The 20,647-nt window shown below is 65.4% G+C and carries 13 protein-coding genes; 1 reads left to right on the forward strand and 12 read right to left on the reverse strand.

The features are described 5' to 3' along the window. Positions 1–59: 59 nt before the first annotated feature. Entirely contained in the window at positions 60–3,107 is a 3,048-nt protein-coding gene (mutS, locus tag NZU74_08265; protein ID MCS6881313.1) for a DNA mismatch repair protein MutS, read from the reverse strand. Positions 3,108–3,260: 153 nt separating this feature from the next. Continuing rightward, a complete protein-coding gene (locus tag NZU74_08270; protein ID MCS6881314.1) occupies positions 3,261–3,770 on the reverse strand; it encodes a shikimate kinase in 510 nt (169 codons plus the stop codon). A 335-nt stretch (positions 3,771–4,105) separates the two neighbouring features. Here NZU74_08270 and NZU74_08275 point away from each other — a divergent pair, with 335 nt between their 5' ends. Beyond that, positions 4,106–5,269, forward strand: a complete 1,164-nt coding sequence (locus NZU74_08275; GenBank protein ID MCS6881315.1) for a glycosyltransferase — start codon at positions 4,106–4,108, stop codon at positions 5,267–5,269. 70 nt (positions 5,270–5,339) lie between these two features. On the opposite strand, the gene NZU74_08280 is transcribed toward NZU74_08275, so the two are convergent. From NZU74_08280 to NZU74_08325, 10 genes are all read right to left on the reverse strand, one after another. Beyond that, positions 5,340–6,107, reverse strand: a complete 768-nt coding sequence (locus tag NZU74_08280; GenBank protein ID MCS6881316.1) for an inositol monophosphatase — start codon at positions 6,105–6,107, stop codon at positions 5,340–5,342. A gap of 379 nt (positions 6,108–6,486) precedes the next feature. Next, positions 6,487–7,287 carry a 5'/3'-nucleotidase SurE gene (locus tag NZU74_08285; protein MCS6881317.1) on the reverse strand — a complete coding sequence of 267 codons (801 nt, stop codon included), beginning with the start codon at positions 7,285–7,287 and terminating at the stop codon, positions 6,487–6,489. Between the two features lie 82 nt (positions 7,288–7,369). Further along, complete coding sequence (locus tag NZU74_08290) at positions 7,370–7,738, reverse strand: DUF192 domain-containing protein (GenBank protein ID MCS6881318.1); 369 nt, start codon at positions 7,736–7,738, stop codon at positions 7,370–7,372. Between the two features lie 16 nt (positions 7,739–7,754). Beyond that, a complete protein-coding gene (locus NZU74_08295; GenBank protein ID MCS6881319.1) occupies positions 7,755–8,669 on the reverse strand; it encodes a type II secretion system F family protein in 915 nt (304 codons plus the stop codon). 245 nt (positions 8,670–8,914) lie between these two features. Then, complete coding sequence (locus NZU74_08300) at positions 8,915–9,904, reverse strand: type II secretion system F family protein (protein ID MCS6881320.1); 990 nt, start codon at positions 9,902–9,904, stop codon at positions 8,915–8,917. An 18-nt stretch (positions 9,905–9,922) separates the two neighbouring features. Further along, positions 9,923–11,305: a CpaF family protein gene (locus NZU74_08305; protein ID MCS6881321.1), complete on the reverse strand. Its 1,383-nt coding sequence runs from the start codon at positions 11,303–11,305 to the stop codon at positions 9,923–9,925. A gap of 20 nt (positions 11,306–11,325) precedes the next feature. After that, positions 11,326–12,600: a response regulator gene (locus NZU74_08310; GenBank protein ID MCS6881322.1), complete on the reverse strand. Its 1,275-nt coding sequence runs from the start codon at positions 12,598–12,600 to the stop codon at positions 11,326–11,328. 237 nt (positions 12,601–12,837) lie between these two features. Further along, positions 12,838–13,839: a Flp pilus assembly protein CpaB gene (gene cpaB, locus NZU74_08315; GenBank protein ID MCS6881323.1), complete on the reverse strand. Its 1,002-nt coding sequence runs from the start codon at positions 13,837–13,839 to the stop codon at positions 12,838–12,840. Between the two features lie 799 nt (positions 13,840–14,638). Next, on the reverse strand, positions 14,639–17,371 hold the full coding sequence (locus NZU74_08320; GenBank protein ID MCS6881324.1) for a hypothetical protein: 2,733 nt from the start codon (positions 17,369–17,371) through the stop codon (positions 14,639–14,641). A 600-nt stretch (positions 17,372–17,971) separates the two neighbouring features. Further along, positions 17,972–20,551, reverse strand: a complete 2,580-nt coding sequence (locus NZU74_08325) for a pilus assembly protein TadG-related protein (GenBank protein ID MCS6881325.1) — start codon at positions 20,549–20,551, stop codon at positions 17,972–17,974. Positions 20,552–20,647 lie beyond the last annotated feature (96 nt).

A 20,647-nucleotide genomic window follows, 5' to 3' on the forward strand; every position in this document is an offset into this window, starting at 1 on the left:
CAGTCCTTCGAATCGTGATACGGTCATCCCAAATCCCAAATCCCAAATCCCAAATCGCATCACTCCGCCTTGCCCGCCAGCTTCTGCAACTCGTACAGCAAGTTCAGCGCCTGCAGCGGGGTCAACTCGTTGATGTTCAGCCGGCGCAAATACTCCAGCACCGGGCCGGGCGCCGCCTCGAAGAGGCTGAGCTGCGCGTTGACCCGCCGGCGCCCCCGTGGGGGTGTTGCGGCTGCCAGGGGGCTTTGCGCGTCCTCCAGCCTCTCCACAACCTCTGCTGTCGTCCGGTCCTCTGTCTGACGACCATTCGCGCTCCTCGGCATCGCCGGGCTTCGCCGCCCCTCCAGTTCGGCCAGCAGAGCGCTGGCGCGGGCCGTCACCGCGCGGGGAATGCCGGCCAGTTCGGCCACGTGGATGCCGTAGGAGCGGTCCGCCCCTCCGGGGCGCAGTTCGTGCAGAAATACCACCTGCCCATCCTGCTCAACCGCGGCCATGTGGTAGTTGCGCACCCGCGGCAGCGTCCCCTCCAGCGCCGTCAACTCATGGTAGTGGGTCGCGAACAGGGTGCGACAACCCAGGTGCGGCTCGTTGTGCAGGTACTCGATCACGGCCTGGGCAATCGCCATGCCATCGTAGGTTGAGGTGCCGCGACCGACCTCGTCGAGGATGATCAGGCTTCGCCGCGTGCTCTGGAGCAGCAGGGCGGCGGTTTCGGTCATCTCGACCATAAAGGTCGACTGCCCGGTCGCAATGTCGTCCTGTGCGCCAATGCGGGTGAAGATGCGGTCTACCAGGCCCACTTCGGCATACTCGGCGGGTACGAAAGAGCCGATCTGCGCCATCAGGACGATTAGCGCCACCTGCCGCAGCACCGTGCTCTTGCCGGCCATGTTCGGGCCGGTGATAATCAGCAACTGGGCCTCTTCGGTGTCAAGGGCGATGTCATTGGGCACAAACGGCTCGGCCAGCATCTGTTCGACCACCGGGTGGCGCCCGCGCACGATCCGCAGGCGCGTGCTTTCGTCGAGCTGCGGGCGAGTATACCCGCAGCGCACGGCGGTCTCGGCGAGGGATTGCGTCGCGTCGAGGCGAGCAAGCGCCCGAACGACGCGGCGCAGCCGCTCCACGTGCGCGCTGATCTGCGCGCAGAGCCGCGCGAAGGCTTCGCGTTCCAGTTCGATGAGTTGCAGCCTGGCCCGGTCAATGATCTGTTCGTACTCCTTCAGTTCCGCAGTGATGTACCGTTCGGCCCCGACGAGGGTCTGCTTGCGCTCATAGTCTCTGGGGATGAGTCGTTCGTCAGTCGTGCGTGAAACCTCGATATAGTACCCGAAGACGCTGTTGTAGCCCACCTTAAGCGACTTGATGCCGGTGCGCTCGCGTTCCCTGGCCTCCAGCCGGTCAATGAACTCCTGGGCATGGCGGCTGGCCTGCACCAGGGCGTCAATCCGCGGCTCGAAGCCAGGGCGGATTACCCGCCGCGGACGTTCGCCGCCCTCATCGCCGCTCCGCAGGTAATTCGAGGCCCCGAGCAAGGCCGGCGGTTCATCGTCCAGCGCCCGTTCGAGCAGATCCAGCACGTCGGCGCAGGGGTCGAGGATGGGCGGTGGAGGTGTGGCCTCGCCTGCGGCTTCAAACAACTCCTCATCCGGCGCCGCGCCCTCTGGTGGCGGCGCCGCGCCGGCTTCCGGCGTCATCTCATCATCGGGGATGAGGTGCGCCAGATCGGCCCCGGCGGCGGCGAGCACCGCAGGCAGGGCGCGCAGCGAGGCCCGCAGTTGCACCAGGTCGCGCGGCGTTGCTACGGCCAGCCCCTGGGCGATACGGTTGAGGGCCCGTTCCATGTCGCCGACGGCGCCCAGGGCCTCGCGCAACTCCGCCCGTGCCATGGAGCGCTCCACCAGCCGGGCCACCGCAGCCTGGCGCGCCTGCAACGGGGCCAGACTCACGAGGGGCTGGGCGATCCAGCGCCGCAGCAGCCGCGCCCCCATTGGCGTGCGCGTCCGGTCGAGCACGTTCACCAGCGCCGTGCGCCCGCCCTGCCGCCCCGGTTCCAGCAACTCCAGATTGCGGCGCGTCTGCGGGTCGAGGAACATGAAGCTGGCCATCGAATAGACCCGCAGCGTATTCAACTGTGCCGCCTGGTGCCGCTGGGTCTCGTGCACATACTGCAGCAGCGCTCCGGCGGCGCGCGTGGCGAGGGGCCGCTCATCGAGCCCGAAGGCCGCCAGCGTGCCAACGCGCAGTTGCCGCCGCAGCACCTCCCGCGCCTCGGCCAGATCCCAGCGCCAGGCGGGCCACACCGTCACATGCCCGCGCGACCAGCGCGCTGCGCTCTCCCCGTCGAGCCGGCGCGCCACGCGCTCGTGGGGCAGCAACGCCTCGCGCTCATCGCGCGTCATCGGCGCCAGGTCACGGGTGAGCCGCGCCTCGACAGGGGCCAGCCCTGGAGGGCGCAGCGCTTCAGCCTCGGGAACCAGCACCTCGGCGACCTGCAGACGCGCCAGTTCACCCTGTAGTTGCTGGAGGGCCCGTTCGCCACCGAACTCGGTGGCGGCAAACTCCCCCGTGCTGAGATCGGCGTAGGCCAGGCCGGCGCGCGCCCCCTCAACCAGCGCCGCGGCCAGGTAGTTATTCGCCGTGGCCGTCAGCATCCCCGGATCCACCACCGTGCCGGGCGTAATGACGCGCACGATCTCGCGGTGCACCATCCTGCGCTCGATCTCGCCGGGCGCCGCGGGCTGGATGGCCGCCGCGAAGACCGAGCGCGGGCGCGTGTCGGTGCGCGTCGCCTCGGTTTCGGTGAGTTGTTCGGCGATCGCCACGCGATAGCCCCGACTCACCAGTTCGCTGACGTACCGCTCAACGGCGTGGTACGGCATGCCCGCCATTGGAGCGTACAGCTTCTGACTGTCGCGCGGTTTGCTCTTGTCTACGGCGTATTCCTTGCGCGTGAGGGTGACATCGAGTAGTTCGGCCACCAGTTTGGCGTCGTCGTCGAAGGTTTCGTAGAAATCGCCGAAGCGAAAGAGCAAAATGGCGTCGGCGGCCTGCGCCTTGAGCTTGCGGTACTGGCGATACCAGGCGTGGATCTCGATCTTGGCCATAACGGGGCGCGCTCCCGTTCGCACGTTCTTCTTCGTTCTACAGCATTTCTCGAAATGATTGATCCGCAACGATGACGGCTCAGCGGCCTCAGCGGCCTCAGCGCCCTCAGTGCTCTAACCGCGGATTATAGCACACGCGATCGTGGTGATGCCCTACTGTAGACAGGCGCTCAAGATGCGTCTGACCGCCTCTGCCGGGTCCATCCCCGCCGTCTCCAGGCGCAGGTGCGCCACCTCCGCGTAGAGCGCTTCACGCGCGGCCCGCAAGTCGGCCAGGCGCGTCAGGGCGTCGCCAGCGAGCAGCGGGCGTTCCTCGTCGTGGGCGCGCAGCCGCTCCACCAGCTCCGCGTCAGGAGCATCCAGCCACACCACAAAGGCCCGCGCCCGCAGCAACGCCCGATTGTCTGCCCGCAGCACCACGCCGCCGCCCGTCGCCACCACTGCCGGTCCCTGCTCCAGGGCCTGCGCCAGCGCCTCGGCCTCCAGATCGCGAAATGCCGCTTCGCCTTGCCGGGCGAAAATCTCCGCCACCGACAGTCCCGTCCGCTCCACCACCAGTGCGTCGGTGTCGGCCACCGGCCATCCCAGTTGCCCCGCCAGCATCCGTGCCAGCGTTGACTTCCCTGCGCCGCTCAGCCCCACCAGAGCAAGTGATCGCTCCATACCCGCCAGCCGTCGCCCTATCTTGTCAGGAACCTATGTACAACAATCCAAAATCCAAAATCCTGGCTGTCTCATCGGTCATCTTTCGCTTTAACCTCAGAGTTCAGTAATCTTCATCCTGCCAGACATGCGCCCGCCAGAGAGGGTTTCATACGGCCCGTCCCCTGCGCGCTCTGTGGTGAACCGCTAAGTGGCACAGGGCGCGGCTGATGAGAGGAACGCAATCTGCCAACCTCGTTCCTGCCAACCCCTTTTCATCTGCCACCTCTACAATCATTCTGGAATGACAACGCCGTCAGCCGCTCGCTGCGGTACGCCTGTCGAGGGGGGTGTCTATGGATGTGCTTCTTGTCTGCGGCGCGGCGCCTACGTTCGGTCATCCGCGCACCCATGGCTTTATCGCCGCCCTGGCCCGCTACGGACATACCGTAACCCTCGTCTTTGCCGACCGGGCAGGCACCACCTTTGATGACCTCAGCCGCTACTGCCGGCAGGTCATTCCCGTGCGCCACCGCCGCAACCTTGCCGGTGTCGTCGCTGACCTTATCGCCAGCGAGCGTTTCGACCTGGCGCACCTCGACATCCGCGCGGCCATGCTACTGGGCCGGCCTCTGCCCGTACCAACGGTTGTAGATGCCGTCACCTGCTTCTCGCGGCGCCTGGAGCACGCCCTCCGCATCAGCGCTCCCCTTGCCCGCGTCACGCGCGTTGCCCGGCTGGCCCGCATCCGCCGGCAGGAGTTCCGGCGGCTGGCGCCATTCGAGCATATTATTCTTACCGCTGAAGACGACCTTTGCGCCCTGCGCGCTCTGGGGATCGGCGAGACGACCGACGCACACATCTATACGGTGCCCAGCACTCTTGACCTGCAACGCTTCGCCCCCCCGCTCAACCTGCGCGAACCCGCCACCCTGCTGCTCGATCTGCGTGACCTGAGCCGCTCCGAGGCGCGCCATGCCCTGCGCCTGGCCGCCGCTACCCTCGCCATAATCTGGCGCACGCGCCCCGAAGTGCGCCTGACGGTGCTGGGAGCCTCTGACCGGCGTCTGCGTAGTGTTCTCACCGCCGATCCGCGGGTCACCTTCGTCAACCCTGTGCGTGACGCGCGCATCTATCTGACCGGCGCCACCCTGGCTCTGGCGCCCGTGGCGCCAACCGCGACCACACCTCACAGCGCGCTGGAGGCCATGGCCACCGCGCTGCCCCTGGCTGCCTGCGAGCGCCTAGCCCTCGATGTAGGCGGGCGCGACGGCGAGGAACTGCTCGTCGCCGAGGGTCCCTTCGACCTGGCGCGGGCTACTCTGGTTCTGCTGAACGAACCGCCCGTCCGCGGACGCCTCGGGCGGGCCGCCCGCCGTCTCGTGGAGCGTCGCCACAGCTGGGAGCTGGCCGCTATTGCCCTCACCGACGTGTATGCCGCTGCCAGCGGCTCCTCCCTGGCCGAATGGCGCCTGCAGGTGGGTCTCAATCGCCCTCTGCGCGCTCCCCAGAGCGACTGAACATCGAGGGGGACGTGCATTGCGCCCACTGCACCCATGGCCGCGCCGGAATAGCAGACGCCAGCGCGCATCAGCGCCGCGAGATGTAACCTCGCAGGAGGTCCACCAGTTGTGGCGGGGCGATAATGATCGGCTCGGGCAATTTGCGCCCATCGAGGAGTTGCGTTGTGTCCAGCGGCGCTCCGCTTAACCCTACGGCGACCGCCCCGGCGGCGCGGCTGATCGCCAGGCCGGCTGCCAGATCCCACAGATTGGCCCGCCCGATCAGCGCGCCAAGCGAACTGCCGCGAGCCACATAGCAGCAATCCGCCGCTACGCTGCTCAGACTCCGCGTCTTCGCCGGAAAGTCGATCCGGAACTGGCGATGCGCGTAGGATGAAATACTGATCCAGTCGTTGTTGTCAATCGTCGTGGTTCTGCTGGCGTGGATCGGCGTCTCATTGCGATAGGCCGGCCCCTCTGCCTCGGCCCAGTAGCAGTCATCGAGAATAGGCAGATAGATCGCGCCCAGGCAGGGTTGCCCATCGCGCAGCAGGCCCACCGAAACACACCAGGTGGGCAAGCCCGCTACGAACGACCCGGTGCCGTCAATCGGGTCCAGGCACCATACGAACTCGCGGTCGGTCGCTTCCAACCCCTGTTCCTCGCCAATGATCCCATGCTCTGGATAGCGGGCAGCAATTCGCTCGCGCAAGAACTGTTCGACTTCCAGATCAGCCCGGGTCACCCAGCTCCGGTCGGCCTTACGCTGCGCCTCCACGTTGTTAAAGTAGCGACGGGCGTGGAGCCCTGCTTCCCGCACCCACGCCCGTAGTTCGGACATATCAATGCTGCTCACGCGCCTACCTCATTCCTCTGACGATCGCCGCCGTGCCCGTATGTTCTTATCATACTCCGTCGGGTTGCACGCAACCCATCCGGCAGAGGCATGGGGAAACCCGCTTTCCCCCATGCTCCTCCAGCCGGCAGCGGGGCCTCGTTCTTCGCCAGTCTGTGAACTGGTTTTTCACTAAATCTCCCACCTTCTCCCTGATCCTCCCCCGCTGGGAGAGGGAGTCCGGCTCCTCCTCCAACGGGGGGAGGCTGGGAGGGGGCAGAAAAGCAAGGAAACGCAGGTCACAGACGACTCGCCCTCTCCTGCCTTGCTGCGTTCGGCGCCCCCCTCGCTTTCCACCGCAGGTGGAGAGGGAGGAGGCAGGGAGGAGGGTGAGGACACCTCACAGGCGCTCGATCGCCGCGCTGAGGTCGAGGTCGGTGGCGACCCCCATAGGGGTAAGCACGGAGATGGACACATAGCCCGAGCGGACTGCGCCATCGTCGGTGTAATCGGGGAATTCGGGAATGCGATCGCGCGCAAAGCGGATCAGCAGCCGTCGCCGACCATCGCCGTCAGCCGGGTCGGGCTCCAGTTCCATATCCACAACGTGGCCATAAAAGAAATCGGAGAGGCGGGTCTGTCGAAAGCCGCGCACATCGGCGATGTCGTGCAGGTGAGGGGCATTCACATTGAGCACCACCGGGCCGCGCCCCCGCAACCGTTCGAGCAGAGGGAAGCTCTTCACTGCGGCCCAGGTGGCCGTACCCCAGGGCATCGGCGCATCGCCCACGAACATCTGCGAGACGGCCATAGCCGGCAGGCCCCACAGGGCGGCGAGCATCGCGGCGCCAACCGTGCCGCTCAGCAGCACGTTGGTGCCGCTGTTTAGCCCGCGATTAACCCCCGAAACCACCACATCGGGGCGTGGGCCAAGCCTGGCCAGCATCCCGGCCAGCACGCAGCCTACCGGCGTGCCGCTGAAAGCATAGGCTGGAATGTCCCGGTGTATCGGATCGGGAGGGGGGACGGGGCGCAACGTCAGGTCGCGGCGCGGCGGTGGCAGCGCCATGCTCATGCCGCTCTGCTCTTCCTCGGGGGCTACGACCAGCACTGTGCCCAGCCCGGCCTCGCGCAGAGCTCCGGCTAAGGCCCACAGACCCGGACTATCAATCCCATCGTCGTTTGTCACGAGGATATGCATGCAGGAGCGCTCCTTGCGAACAGGCTCTTGATTCAGGCGGCGGGGCGCAGGCCACGCCGCCATAGGAGCATGATACCGCAGATCAAGGCCGGGTATGCGTCTCCTCCACACACAGCGCGTCTCCTACGCGCGTTCCCGTGGCGGCGATGGTGCCACTGGGCAATTCGACCACGTATCGCGCCCCCCAGGCGCCGGCATAGGGCCGGTTCGGCGGCATGGCCTCGGTGAGACCGACCACCCGGTTGTGGCGATCAACGAAGACCACGTCAATCGGGAAGCGCATGAAAAAGCTATGCACACTCGAGCAGGGACGGATCAGCAGGCCCTCGCCCGCGGCGAGGGCCTCACGCCCGATCAGGCCTCGGCTCCGGGCCAGAAAGCTGCGCGCCACCTCGCAGCGTTCCGCGAGCACCTGCTCGCGCGTCAGGTTGCGGATGCGCACCACGGTCACAGGCGGAAACCGTCGCTTAGAGGCCGCTGAAACTGGAGATGATGCGGGGCACCGCCGGCCCGAGGATGACCACGAACAGCGCCGGGAAGATCAGGAACACCATTGGAAACAGCATCTTGATCGGGGCCTGCTGGGCCAGTTCTTCGGCCCGCTGCCGGCGGCGCACGCGCATCTGATCGCTCTGGATGCGCAGGATCTTCGCCATCGAAACGCCCAGTTGATCGGCCTGGATCACTGCGGCGGTAAAGGTCTGCACATCGTCCACCCCGGTGCGGTCGGCAAGATCCTTCAGCGCCTCGCGCCGGGTGCGGCCCAGTTGGATGTCTTTGAGTACCCGCTTGAACTCCCGCGAGAGTTCGTCGTCCCACTTATCGGCCACCCGTTGCAGCGCCAGGTCGAAGGCCAGGCCCGCTTCCACGCTGATGCACAGCAGATCGAGCGCGTCGGGCAGGGCCCTGGTAATGGCCTTCTTCCGCGCCGTGATGCGCCGGCCCAGCCATATTACTGGCAGCATGTAGCCCAGCGCGAAGCCAATGGCGCTGTACATCAGGGCCTGCAGGAGGGCCATCGTGCGGAACGTCAGCAGGCTGATGATCACCCCAAGCACCAGGGCCAGCACTACCCGCAGGCCCACGAACATCGCCGGCGTAATCCCGCCTGGATTGCCGGCCATCTGCAAGTTGCGCCGCAAGCGTTCGGCGCTCTGTTTGGGGCCATACTTGCCGAGCGTCGCGAGGATGCTCTTCGTTGCGGGAATGATCACGCGCTCGTGGAACGGCTGTTGCAGTTCCAGTTCCTCCAGCGTCAGCGCCCGCTCGGTGTACTGGTTCAGCCGTTCGCCGACGACATCAGGCTGGCGCATCCGCGCCAGACTTACGCCGATCAGGCCCACCCCAAGCAGCAGGATCGCAACCGTCAACAGTGTTGCCATCGCTTCTCCTCGCTGTGAGCGTTACACGCGTGGGGAAACCGAGTTTCCCCTTACCCCTGTCCACCGGGAGGGCGCAGCCCTCCCGGGCAGCCGCTTGAGTACTTACTAGTCTGTGAACGAAGTTTCCTGGGATTTCCACCCCCCTCCCAACCTCCCCCGTCGAGGGGAGGAGCCGGACTCCCTCCTCCAGCGGGGGAGGGTTGGGGAGGGGGCGGAGTTATCGAAAAACGTAGTTCACAGAGTACTTACACTTCAATATCAATAATCTTCATAATCGCAAAATAGCCGATGACGATCATCACCGCCGCCGTTACCGGCAGGCAGCACCAGGCGTCCGGCGGCATGCCCAGGGTGAAGATCGGGGCCATATATTCTGGATTGACCATAGAGATAAAGATCGCCAGCGCCACCGGCAGGCCGGTAATCACCCATGCGGAGATGCGCCCCTGCGCCGTCAGGGTCTGGATCTCGCCTTTGATCCGCACCCGCTCGCGAATGGTATGGCCGATGGTGTCGAGGATCTGCGCCAGGTTGCCGCCCACTTCCATCTGAATGTTCACCGCGGTGATCAGCAACTCCAGATCATCGGAGGGCATGCGTCGCAGCAAGTTTTGCAGCGCCTCTTCGGTGCTGCGGCCCAGGCCCACCTCCTGCACCACCCGGCGAAACTCCGACGACATCGGCGCCGGGGCTTCGCGCGCGACCATGTCCAGCGTCTGCAGGAAGCTATAGCCGCCCCGCAGCGCGTTCGCCATCATGGTAATCGTGTCGCCAAGTTGATTGTTGAAGGCCTTGATCCGCCGCCGGGACTGGATGGCGAGGTAGAGGTTGGGGAGAAACGAGAACACCACCGCTCCCGCCAGGCCGCTGGCAAACATCGCTGCCGGGCTGGCTCTCCCGACGAAGGCCCCGAAGCCCGCTCCCAGCAGCGCGCAGACGATCTTGATAATGATAAACTCCGCGACCGTCAGTTTGACATCGGCTCGCGCCAGGTCGCGCTGGATGTTGCTCCCGCGCTTACTCTGCACCACCACGCGGTCAATGCGCTCGAGCGCCTGGCGCGGATTGGCTGCCGGCTGCGGTGTGGCTGGACCGACATACTCCGCCAGTCGCGAGGAAACATCTTTGTCCCTCTGGCCGCTTAACTGCCAGATCAGCAGGATGATCAGCAGCAGCAGCAACCCGCCGATCGCCAGGACGATCGGCAGCATCTCAGGCGAGAGAATACGATCCATAGCCATCTATTCCTTGTCTTAAAAGCTGAAGCGATCCCCTGAACCGAAGATGTTTGGCGGCAGAAAGATGTTCAGAGTTTCAAACTTCTCGACGAACTTCGGACGCACGCCCGTGGGCCGCAACTGGCCAACGATCTTGCCGCGCTCATCAATCCCCGTCTGCTCGAAGACGAAGATGTCCTGCATCACTACCACGTCGCCTTCCATGCCCGACACCTCGGTGATCTGCGTCACCTTGCGCGAGCCGTCCTTGAGGCGCGACTGCTGCACAAACAATTGCACCGCCGAAGCGATCTGTTCGCGAATCGCCCGCGCTGGCAGGTCCATGCCCGCCATCAGGCACATGGTTTCGATACGGCCCACGGCATCGCGAGGCGAGTTGGCGTGAATGGTGGTCATCGAGCCGTCGTGACCGGTGTTCATCGCCTGGAGCATGTCGAGCGTTTCCCCGCCGCGGCACTCGCCAACGATGATCCGTTCCGGGCGCATACGCAGGCTGTTGATTACCAGGTCGCGGATGGTGATCTCGCCGCGTCCCTCAACATTCGGCGGGCGCGACTCGAGGCTGACGACGTGGTCCTGCTGCAATTGCAGCTCGGCGGCGTTCTCGATGGTGATGATGCGCTCGTCTTCAGGGATGAAGTTCGACAGCACGTTGAGCAGCGTGGTCTTGCCTGAACCGGTGCCGCCCGAGACCACGATGTTGGTGCGCGCCTTGACGCAGGCGCCCAGGAAATCGGCCATATCCTGGGTCAGCGAGCCGAAGCGCACCAGATCGTGGATCGTCAGTTTATCCTTGCGGAACTTGCGGATGGTGATCGTCGGACCATTGAGCGCCAGCGGGCGAATGATGGCATTGACGCGCGAGCCATCGGGCAGGCGCGCGTCAACCATGGGCGAGGACTCGTCCACGCGCCGGCCCAGCGGCGCCACGATGCGATCAATGATCCGCAGCACGTGCTCATCATTGCTGAAGGTGACATCGGTTTTGATCAATTTGCCCCGTTTTTCGATGTAGATCTGTTTGGGGCCATTGACCATGATTTCGCTGATCTCGGGATCGGCCAGCAGTTGCTCCAGCGGCCCGAGACCGATAATGTCGGCCTCGATGCTCTCGAACATGCGCTGACGCTCGCTGCGCGTCAGCACAATGCTTTCGCCGTCGAGAATGGCCTGGAAAGCGTCTTCGACCTGTTTACGCACACGGGCCTTATTGGTGAGATCGAGTTTGGGGTCAAGTTCGTTGATCAGCCGGTTCTGCACCCGCAGCTTGATCTCGTTGAAGGTGTCGTCTTCGCGGGCCGCGGGCGCCCGCGGCGACGCGACGCCGCCCCCTGGCCGCGTCGCGGGAGTCGCCGGGGCTTCGCCAGGAGTGGCGCCGATACGTTTGAGCAACGACATGGTGGTTCCCCTTTATTGAATTACCGCTTGATCAGCCGTGTGAACAGGCCGCCGCTCTTCGGCCCTGCGACCTCGGTGGCCGCTGGCGCTGCTCCCGGCGTTCCCGCTGCCGCAGTCTTTGTCGCCAGCGTCAACTCGCGGGCCAGCATGCCAATATCGCGCGCCGCCCGATGGGTGGCCTTGCCGATAATCAGCGGCACTCCCTGGTTGATCGAGCTGATCATATCCGGCCCGGCGTCGCAGATCTGCAACTGGATCTTGCGCTGGATGTTCTTCTCCACCTCCTCGGCGCGGATGTCGGTGCGATTGGTGGCTTTGTTGAGCACCAGCATCACCTTTTCGCGCGGGTACTCCAGCAGTTCGGCCACTTCTAGAAACAACTTGATGTTGCGGATGCAGTGCATCTCCAGCGTCATCAGCGTAACGATGCGGGTGGCCATGTCGAGCACCGCCAGGGAGCGATCCTGGAACGAGGCCGGCGTATCCACCACGATGAAGTCGAACTCGCGCTTCATCCCTTCGAGGATGGCCCGCAGGTGATCGGCGGTGACCAGTTCGCCTCGCTGCGGATCAAGGGGCGCCAGCAGCACCTTGACCTGCGAGGTGTGGGTTGCCAGCACGTCGTTGAGCAGATCACGGTCCAGTTCCTCCACCCGTTGCGCCAGTTCGACGATGGTCTTATCCGAGCGCAGGCTGAGGATGACGCTCTGGTCGCCGAAGGTGCTGTTGGCGTCTACCAGGGCTACCTTCTTGTTGGTGAGCTGGCGGATGGCGATGGCCAGATTGGCGGCCACCACCGAGGTGCCCGCGCCCCCCTTGGGGCTGAACACAGCGATGATCTGTCCTTCGGGCAGGCTCTCTCCCGCCATGACCATGCCTGGCCCGGCGGCGCCCGCCACCGAACGGGGCCGCGTCGCGGCCCGCTTATGCACATGGCGGATGGACTTGTACAGATCATCGGCGCTGATAGGCTTGGTCAGAAACTCGCGCGCTCCGGCCAGCATCGCTCGCCGCAGGTAATCCGTCTCCCCCTGCACACTCATGATGATGACCTGGATCGCGGGATCCTGGCTCAGTATCGCCTCGGTGGCCGCGATGCCGTCCATATCCGGCATGTTGATGTCCATCAGCACGACATCGGGGTGATGCTGCTTGGCGAGCGCCACGGCTTCGCGGCCATTGCTGGCTTTCGCCACGACTTCGATGTCCTTCTCAAAGAAGAGCAGCTTCTCAAGCTGATCGCGTGTGTCAACGATGTCATCGACGATCATCACCCGGATCTTCTCGTCGGTCATAGAATAAACTCCTCACTTGTGCCGGGGATTGGCGTCTGACGATGCTCGGTCAGGCAACGTGGCCACCTGGCGCGAGGCGCGCGCTCCATACCGCCCCGAAAGGCGCCGGTGGATGCCACTATTATACCCCTTCGTCCGAACCAGGTCCGGTATCCAACAACAGCAAAATGTCGGAATCCGCGAACGGGTGCGCCCATCCGACGCGGGTATCGGGATACGCAATCCCGTGATTGGCCATCACGGCACGCGGGTGGGCGCCGGGGTGCGCGTCGGTTCGGGGGTCAGGGCGGTCTCGGGACCCACGACCTGTGGCGGCAGGGCGTATGGCAGGGGCAGCCCGAATTCGGAGATCAACAGATCCAGCGTGGCCCCGATCGTCGGCTCGAACTGGTCGTCGCCCGCTCCGCGCAGCACCAGCACCAGGCGCGCGTTCGACGCCAGGGCGAACTCCATCAACTCCACTTCCTGATCATTGAGCGCCAGCAACAGCGTCCACGCCTCGGCAGTGATCGGGCCGGACGCCTGGCCGGTCGCCGGGTCAATCGGCTGGCCCGAGGCGTCTACCTGGGGCAGGCTCCCGCTCGGCGGCGGGGCCGTTCCCGCCTCCGGCGTCGCCTCGGCGCTCACCGGCGGGCGGACGATCTGCAGCACCTGCGCTCGCTGAACGATGGTCTTGGTGCTGTTGAGGGTGAGGTCGTTCAGCAACCGTTCCGGGTTCACCACCTGCGGGTACGACTCGCGCCGGGGCACGCTGAAGGTCGCCACCACGTCCACGAAGTCTCCAGGGACGATCCGGTCGGCCACGCCCGAAAGGTTGTTTACGATGAATGGATAGGCCTTGTCTCGCGCCCGGTCAGGCTCGGCGGTGGGAATCTGCTGCGAGAGGCCTGGTTCGGTCAACCCCGCCCTGACAATGAACTCGTTGGCCCGGAATGGTCTCGTGGTGAGCTTGCCCACGATCTCGCCGGTGCTCGAGAAGTTCTGGTCTGGATCAAACTCTGTCTGAGGAATGGTGATGACATCGAGCAAAGTGGTGTCAACGATCAGCGTATTTGCCGGGATGTCTACGCGCGCCCGCACGATTTCCACCTCCGGCACCTCGGTGGGCAGAGCCGGGGTGGGTTGCGCCCCTCCGATCAGCCCCCCTCCGCCGGGTTGCGAAAGGAGAAAGAACAGGGCCCCGGCGCCTATGACCAGGATCAGACCGATGAGTAGAAAGACAATGCCGCCACGTCGCATACAAGAGCTTCCTTCCTTTCAGGAGGCTTCGCCCGCGCGCCACAGATACGAAAAGGGATCTGCCTGGGAGTCCGCCACCCTCCACACCTTCCCTCACAGATGAGGATTAAGAATCGCATCCGATATGCCACGCTGATCCTTGCGACGGCATCGCCTGCTGCGGGCTACAGCCCTCGCTCAGGACGTGGAAGCCCCGCACGGGCTCTCAAGAACTCAGTCAGGGCTAATTACTCGGTGAACGAAGTTTTTCGGCGCCTCCGCCCCCTCCCCAACCCTCCCCCGCCGGGGGAGGGAGTCCGGCTCCTCCCCCCAACGGGGGGAGGTTGGGAGGGGGGCGGAAAGGCAAGGAACCTTCGTTCACAGACTGCTAATGAAGATTAAGAAGATAAACCGGTATTCGCCCTGTAGCCCGGCGGCTGAAGCCGCGGGCTGCCGATGCGTAGCCCGCGAAGGCGGGCTATGCCAGATTATCTTCTTAATCTTCATTAACCCGCAGCGTTCGGCATACCAGATTTGTAACTGAGGCGATTTTTCCAGGAGAAACCATCCTCCCGGTTCCTCCCGCCGCGTGCAACCGTGCGGCTCCGCGAATTATAGCACACACTGGCAAGTCTGGAACGCGCTTTAGGGCGTTGCCAGCGGGTATGAGCCTTTACAGTTGGGCCAGCCGGCAGAGGGTCCGGGAGAGCCAGGCCCTCCCGGAAACCTCTGGCGCGGTGCCACGCGCCCCGTTCGAGCGCCAGGGCGCCGCCCGCTCAATCCCAAATCCCAGATCCCAGATCCCAAATCCAACGTCCCTCTACCGTCGCACCAGCGGCAGGTAGAGTTCGTTGGACGGCGCCGTCGGGTTGGTGACCGTGAAGTTGACCACCCAGGGCTGGTTGGGCGTTGGCCGGGCATTCTGCTCCTCGCCCCGGTTGTTGGCCTCCCCGGTCGGGCCTTCGTTGACATAGTTCCACGGGTCAATCAACACTGCCACCGCGTAGTTGCCCGGCTGGCGGAACAACTCGCGCACGTCGTTAATCGGCACGCCGACCACGCCGCCATTCTGGATCAACTGGCCCTGGTCGTCGCGCACCCGCGTCCAGCGTTGCGGGTTGCCGGTGGGGTCCGTTCCGGTGCGCAGGAGCATCCGCGCTCCGGGCGTCATCTGATACTTAAGCACCTGGTACATGGCCACCACGCAGTCAGGGAAGGTGAGATCGGCCATGGGCACCGCCGGGATGGTGCTGGCGTTGAGCGTCGGCGGCGGCTGCCCCACGTCGGTGCGCCGCACGCACAGCCCCACCCAGAAGCCGGTGTTGTCCGCCGGGCCGGTGGACGCCGGGGCGGTGCTCTCGATGCCCTGGGTGTTCAGGTTGTGGATCTGCACGTTGAAGGTGGTCAGGCCGCCGCTGGCCCCCACCGTGGCCGTGAAGTCCTGCAGGCGGATATCGGGCGTGCCCGTGGGCAGGATCTTCTCCAGCGCCACGCGGAACAGGCGCGGGGTGTCGCTCGCGCCGCCGGACCCCGGCTGGGCCGCCTGGTCGCCGCTCAGTCCGTTTTGCAGGAACCGCGCCCGGTATTGCAGACAGGTGGCGACGATGTTGGTGTCGCGCAGCGAGAACTGGTTCTCGCCGGAGGGCCGGCTGAAGAAGGCGCTGTCGGGATCGCCGTCAATCGTGGTCCACTGCGCGCTGGCGGGGAACACCGACTCGTCGGGGCAGTTGGGGTTCGCGCCGTTGACGGTGCGGAACTGCAATACCAGGTCGGCGTTGGGGTTGTTCTGGCGGCTCACCTCGGCGTACCAGCGGATGGAGAGCACCCGCGCGTCGTTGTCGCGCTCATTGGCGCGGATGGTGACCGGGAAGACGTGAGAGTAGAACCAGCCCTCATTGGCGCGGCTCTGCAGGGTGAACTCGTTGCTCCCGCCCAGGCGCCCGCGGAAGAGCGAATCCGTCGGGAGGCCGTTGCGGTTGTTGCCGCCCACCACGAACACCCAGGCCGATCCGAGAGAGTCGTTCCCCGAAGGGTTATCGGGCGGCGGCAGGGCGTCCATCAGCGCCGCGCTGACGCTGTAGCGCCCGTCGGTCGTGTCGGTCACCGGCAGCACGTTCGGCCCGGCGTTGCCGATGAAGTACTGGGTGGCCCCGGGGATGCGCTGGATGTTCATCTGGTCATCGTGCAGGGCGGTCAGCACCTTCGCCGAGGCGTTGACATCGGTCCCGCGCCCGCCGATGGCGTAGAGGCGGTTGTTGTAGGCCACCCCGGCCATACCGTAGCGCCGCAGGCCCTCAAGGCTCACCTGGTCGTTATGAACGTTCGGTCGGTTGCTCCAGGTCAGTGCGCCGGTGGCGGGGTTGACCACGGCGCGGAAGACGAACTCGTTGATGTCGCTGGGATTGTTGCTCAAACGCCCCCCGGCGACGAAGATGGCGTGCCGCGGGCCATCGCTGGCAATTGTCGTCGTCGCCATGGCGGCGTGCTCAAAGAGACCCAGGGCCGTCTCCGGCAGCGGCAGGTCGGCCGCCCGCGCCCACACCCCCTGCACCGGCAGGCTCCCGCCCACCGGAGGCGCGCTGAAGCTGCCGTCGGCGTTGACCTGGGTGTAGAAGACCGCCCGCGAGTACATGTCGCGAGTGGAGGAGGCGTCTCCCACAAAGCCCTGGTAAGCGGCGAAGCCGCCGATCACATAGAGGAAGGCCCGGTCGGGGGCCACGCGCACCAGGACCGCCGCGGCGTTCTCCAGGCCCAGCAGCCGCGTGCCGAAGCCGGGGCCGCTGGTGGTAACGTTTGGCGTCGCAGTGTTTTGCGGCAGGGGGCTGGGCAGGTACAACGGCTCGCGCCAGGTGATGGCATCACCGTTGACCGCGGCGACCTGGATCACCGGGGTGGAGAGATCCTGCTGGTGGCAACCGCTGGCCGAAGTCAGCACACTGCCGCCGATGACGAATAGGTAGCCGCTGTCGGAACCGGTGGGCATAGCCGCCATCATAGCGCGGGTGCGGGCCGGGCCGGGCTTCTGGCCCGGCGCGCAGGCATTCGACGGCTGGATCATCTCTGCCTGGGGCAGGGCGCTGCGCAGCCAGTTCTCGTTGCCGAAGAAGCGGCTGTCGGTGATGCCGTGGGGGATGGCCCCGCCGGTGACCTGGTTAAAGTTGGCCCAGTAGACGTAGGGGCTGCTGGGCGGATTGTTGCCCGAGGCGCGGGTGCCGCCGGCCACGAAGAGGCGCCTGCCGATCACTGCCGCCCCGGCCCCGGAGAGGGCCTCGGGCAGGCCCACGCCGGCGCTCTCCCAGGTGTTGAGGAAGCCGATGGGGGCCAGTTGCACCGCGCCGGGCTGGTCGCGGGTGTCGCCAGTGTCGCGATCGGGGCCGAGCGAGGTGCGGTAGAACGTGCCGCGGGCGAACTCCTGCTGGCCATTGTCAAGATCCTGGATGACGCCCTGCTGGGCGCGGGCGCCGCGTCCGGGGGCCAGGGCCGCGAGCGCCGCGACAATCAGGAGCAGATGGAGAAGCGCAATAGGTCGCCGCGGGCGATGTTGTGCCGTCACGGGCCACCTCCTTGTACGATTGCGGATTTTGGATTTTGGATTTTGGATTGCCGTATGTGGCGTCCCGGTAAGACCGGGGGATGACGGGTATGCGATTTTGGATTTTGGATTGCCGTATGTGGCGTCCCGGTAAGACCGGGGGATGACGGGTATGCGATTTTGGATTTCGGATTGCCGTATGTGGCGTCCCGGTAAGACCGGGGATGCCGGTATGGGATTTGGGATTTGGGATTTTGGATTTGGGATTGCCAGATGTGGCGTCCCGGTGCGACCGGGGGACGACGGGTGTGCCATAATGCGCCTTCGTCGCATCGGGGCGAGCCGAGGGACCGGCCCCGCAGAGACGCCTTGCGAAGGAAGGGTCTCGTTGCCATGCCATCATAACCGGCGGTTGCGACCAGATGAGAACCTGTTCATCTCAACGGCCATAAAAAAAGTCCGTTCGGACGAATCTTCAGGGCAGATGTTTCTGGGAGGACTGCGCCCTCCCGGACCCTCACATCCGGGGCGGTTTCCTCACCCACCCCCGCCTCGCTACACCTGGCGCCCCCTCCCTCTCCACCTGCGGTGGAGAGGGAGGGGTTGGGGGAGGGTGAGGACTCAACTCGTCCTGCAGACGTCTTCAAGGATCCGGAGTTGCAGATCCTGGCGCATGGTCTGGGTGAACGCGCCCACGCTGGTGTTAGGGGCGACATTGATCACGATGTCGGAGACGGTCTCCTCGTTCTGATAGATCAAGCCGTACTCGCGTGGCCCGACCCTGGGCAGATCGAGCGAATGGCGGTAGAACAGGCGGGCGACGAGCCGGTACGAGCCGGCGGGGAGGCGGTCGAAGCGATAGCTCAGCGCGCCGCCGCGGCTGGCATCGGCGCGGATGGGCGCAGTGTAGGTCGTGCCGGTGCTCTGGTCAACCAGGGTAACGGCGCCCACAACGGGGTACTGGAGCCCGTTGATGGCCTGGAAGTTCGATGCCGGAATGACGTTAGTCCAGGCGGCGTCGGAGCGCGGCTCGCAGAGACCGGTTTCGACCATAATGTTGATCGCCTGCATGATCGCGTCCACATTCGTGCTGCCATCGGCGTTGCGCTGCAGATCCCTCGCCGAGAAGAAGTAGCTGGGGAAGGAGGCCACGCCGTCGCGCAAGCCGGTATCGGGGATGTGGGAGAGCGCAACCACGTACACTTCGGTCCCGTTCGCCTGGATATCCTCGCGGCTGACGCGCACAGCCTGGGTGATGGGCCGGTCGAGACCGGCGCGCACGCCGCCGCCGCCGGTGGACAACCCGCCCACATCGGTGGTCTGGCAGGCGGCGTTCTCGATCACCAGGGTTCCGAGCGAGCGGCAGAAGTGCCCGGGGGCGTAGGTTTCGGCGCGGCTCTGTCCGGCGAGCAGGTTTCCCTGGACGGCGTTACGATCCATGAACTGGTTTGCCACGCCGTCGGTTACGAAGACCACCGCGCGCTTGTACTCCCAGGTCCGGCCGTTCTGGGTCACCGTGCGGGGCGCGTTGTTCAGCACCAGCGACGCCCGGTAGAGGGCGCCGGCGCTATTGGTGCCGCCAGAGGTGCGGTAGCGGTCGCCGTTCAACGCGCCAGCGGCGTCAATATTCTGGATAATCGTAGTGGGGTTGGAGGAAAAGCCGCGGGTGAAGCTTGACGGCACTTCGTGGTTGTACCAGACCAGGGCCATCGTATCAGGCGGGCGGCTGGGGTCGTATTCGGCATTGCCGGGCATATTGGTCGAGCGCACCAGGGTGTAGAGGGCGCGCTTGGCGACGGTGATGCGCCGGTCCGCCTCAACGCTCCACCAGTACTCCGGGCCGGTGCCGGTCACTTCGGCGCGCGGGGGGTTGGAGTTGGGCGGGGCCTCGGCGCAGCGCCACCAGCCGCGTTGCTGCCCGGCTGCGTGTCCTGCCTCCTCACCCGGTCTCCCTGCGCTCCGTGTGGTGCGGTCGCAGCGCCCTTCGAAGTCGGCGCTCATAGAGCCGGAGACGTCGAGCACCACCACGTACTGGATGGGCCGGCGGGCCTGGGGCCGGTGCGCATACTCGGGCCAGAGGGACACCGAGCCGACCAGTTCGACGACGCCCTCGGTGTTGGGGTCAATCACGCCGGTATAGAGACAGGCGCGCTGCTGGGGGCGGGCATCGCCGAGGAAGAGCAGGTCGAGCCATTTATCGTTGCGGGTCTGCCCCTTGTCGAGCAGGACGAAGAGGCCCAGGCGCACGATGTGGAAGCGCGAGTTATTGCCCTGCAGGACGTAGCCGCTGTGGATGGGCAGCACCATGCGCGTGCCGACGCGGATGTGCTCATCGAGGGCGTTGCGCACATCGTTAGAGTTCATGTACCCGGTGGCGCCCCAGACCCAGTCGCCCACGTTCAGCACGCCGGGCTGTTCGGGATAGGTAGCAGGGCGGTCCTGGGGGGTGGGCCAGGGGGCCTCTTCAAAGCCCTCGCCGAGGTTGCCTTCGCCGGTGAGGCTGGCGGCCAGGCGCGGCTCGCTGGTGGCGTCGGGGATGCTATCGCGCCAGCGCAGCCAGCTAAAGTTGCCCGGCGTGGTCGCGCCGCTGACAATCACGCGCATGGCGGTGAAGCGCCCGGAGATGTCGGGGCTGTCGTAGTCAACCTCGCGCCAGTTCTGGTCGGGGTTGTTGGGGTTAATGAAGCGATTGCCATCAATCACGCGGCTGCTCACGGTGATCGGGTAGACGCCGGAGTTGCTGCTGCAGACGCCAGCGTGGGCCATGGCGTTGATCGGCAGGTCGTTGCGGCCGACCACGCGGGCGAAGGTGGTGTCCACACGGCCCCTCAAATTCACCTGAATGAAGGAAACGTTATTCGGCAACGGGTTGGTATCGGGCGTAATGAAGGGCGAGCCGGTGGTGATGGGCCGGCCCTGGGCGTCAAGGTACAGCGCCTGCAGGGTCAACTCATCGCGCTGCGGCTCGGCGCCGGGCGCGGTCACCTGCACGCCATGGGCATTCAACGAATTCACAATCGCCTGGTACACGATGCGGTTGGTCGTACCTTCCGAACGGCCGATGTAGGCGTTCATGCCTGCCAGGGCGGCGGTATTGGCAGCGGTCACGGCGCGCCGCTCCTCGGAGAAGGTGTTGCCCACATCAACCGATAGACCAACCATACCGACGATAATCGCGATCATTAAGCCAATAAGGGGCAAGCTCTGACCGCGTGCCCGGGGGCGCGTGCTAATATGCTTACGACGTGCGTTCCCCATTGCGATCCCTCCGTTTGGTGCTGGATTGCTGGCTATCAT

This window comes from Chloroflexaceae bacterium (genome assembly GCA_025057155.1).
Taxonomy (GTDB): domain Bacteria; phylum Chloroflexota; class Chloroflexia; order Chloroflexales; family Chloroflexaceae; genus JACAEO01.